Annotated in this window: 1 protein-coding gene; it reads right to left on the reverse strand. The window is 38.6% G+C overall.

Annotated features, from left to right (window positions below):
- Window positions 1-131 precede the first annotated feature (131 nt).
- A complete protein-coding gene (gene ltrA / locus ACW2QC_RS20105; RefSeq protein ID WP_457545705.1) occupies window positions 132-1,928 on the reverse strand; it encodes a group II intron reverse transcriptase/maturase in 1,797 nt (598 codons plus the stop codon).
- Window positions 1,929-2,646 lie beyond the last annotated feature (718 nt).

The following is a 2,646-nucleotide window of genomic DNA, read 5'->3' on the forward strand; positions in this document are numbered from 1 at the left end:
TAGGTAAGCCTTTGAAGTTATCTCCAGCTTTTCCCCTGCTCCACACCGAACGTGCCAGTTTCCCAGCATCCGGCGCTCCATCTACCGTTATGTACTAGACTATAAGTTCTTCGTTACTTTTAAACGTGAGATTAATCTACCTTTTCAAGCCCGCATTCCATTCGGTATTGGCTTAGTTTCTTTATCGTTGAGTTATTTAAACCGAATTTTTGTATTTCTGATGCAATTATTTCTTTATCTTTACGATGTACAAGCCAATGTATATCTTTATGGAGAATGCGAAGATTGTTGAACTTATCCGTTCCTCCAAGATGTTTGGGTATATAATGGTGGCAGTGAACTTCATAAGCAGTTAAATCCCAACCTGTGATTTCGCATTTCCCCATTTTCATACTAAAACGACTAATGCGATTATCCATGTATTCAACTGTTCTGTTTGGAAGAGTTGCCTTCATTAGTACACTGATTTCTGATTCCATATTTAGCTTTAATTTATCGTAGATTTTCTTTCTGCCTTCTTCTGTAAAAAGGGATAATGTTGGACTAAAGTTCATTGCATTGACTGTTTTCACATTTCCTATCGGAAATAAGTGGACAGTAGAAATTTTGAACGTTTTAAACCCTAAGCTATAAAACTTTTTATAGGTTGAAGTTGGATTGACAGGGTGTCCATATTTACCAACAGAACGAAGGCGATTGTACAGAAAGGCTTTTAGGTCATAGGCAAGACGTGAGAATTCTGGATTAACGTGAGTAGCTCGGTTAAAATAGTTATGAATGCCTAAAACAAAACTGTTAAAGCGTAAAGCATTTTGGATTGTAGGGGAGTCTTTGATTCTCTGGATGTGCATCTTAGCTTGTTCTTTAATTTTCTCCCGTTTCTTATGTTTAATGCCTGTGTGGGCAACTCTTTTACCCTTCTTCACATTTGCCTTAATTGTAAACCCTAAGAATTCTGATTCTCTTTTTCGCAAATTTACGATTTGCGACTTTTCTGGTGAGATATCTAGTTTTAATCGTTCTTTGATATATAATCTAACTGCGTGATACCACTTTTGAGCTGTTTTTGCATCTCGGCAGAGGATTTTAAAATCGTCCGCATAACGGACGAGATACCCTTCTTTGAGGTTTGTACGTTTCTTAGCGTACCTTTCTCCAACTTTTGATTTATAGTTTTTCGAGAGTGGGAAAAACTCCCATTGTTCGGCAACCCAGTGGTCCAAGTCATTGAGAACAACATTTGATAATATCGTCGATAACAATCCACCCTGAGGTACGCCCTTAGATGGGACGCCTTCTTTATCAATCTCAGCTTTTAACATTTTAGATATACAAGCTAACACTTTTCTATCCTGGATGCCTAAGTTCCATAACTGTTTGATAAGAAGTGTATGATTCACGTTATCGAAAAAGGACTGAATATCAACATCAACAACGTAATGCAGCTGTGATTGATTGATTAAAAATTGTACTCTTGCCATAGCGTGGTGAGTAGACCGTAACGGTCTAAATCCATAGCTATGTTTATAAAAGTGAGCTTCAGCAATTGGCTCAAGAACTTGTTTAAAACATTGTTGAATGATACGGTCAAGAATACATGGAATACCAAGAGGTCTTAATTTACCGTTTTCCTTTTCAACCCACTTTCTTCTGACCTTCTTAGGATAATAGTTTTTTAGTTTTGTTTGGATTATTTTCACTAATTCATTTTCCGTAAGCTTTTGTATGTCAATGATGGTTTTCCCATCTGTACCAGGTGTTTTTGAACCTTTATTCGTTTTGATTATCCGATAGGCTAATAGAATATTTTCTCTCGAAATAATAATGTCATATAAGTGATCAAAAGATTCTTTATGACTAGCTTTTTCGTGTAAATCAGTAAAGGTTTCCGTCATATTGTAGTAATCCCAATATCTCAAAGTTGACACTGTGGCATCCCTCCTTATGAGTGATGTTCCCACATTCCTACCCGATCGGTGTCATTCACGTGAAGAAAATAATCATTCCATTTCGCTAGACTTGGGGCTGTTCCTCCACTCCCATTACAGGAGATTCATCAGTAATACCCCTACCTTCACAAGAATAAATGCACTTCGACTTTTGTCTTATGACAAACGTTTTGGATGACAGTCCTTGTTTCAACGTTCCTTGCTTCCCAAGTCCCTTACAACGTAGCTATCCATTCTAGACGTAGGTGCTTCCTGTAAGCCTGTGAGCGTGATACCGCCGTTGTCCGGTATAGCGTATTTCAGAGGGCGCAGTTTTACTCTACACCACTCACCCCAACGTTAGTTGGGACATAGCTTTACACTATGTTCAATCTTTAGACCCTTAAGTTCGGAAGTTTGTCAGTCCGCTCCAATTGGAACATTCTCACCATATCTAGTTTTGCAGCCATCCGGCATATCAGTTAACATACCTTTTCCATTGGAATGGCTTTAGCCTTCCTTCTGCCGACTCTACCTGTGCTTCGAACCCCATGAACTGTCATTCATGATGCACGCAGGAATCTTGATGGGATTATTTCAAGAAACTTGGTTCCATCATTCCAATCCTCCGTTGTAAAGTTGAAGTTTGTATATATTAGACTTCCTGTATTTCACGCTTCAAGCGTTTGTAACAGAACTTGTCGCGCGCGCCCGATTG

The organism is Virgibacillus sp. FSP13 (assembly GCF_054048505.1).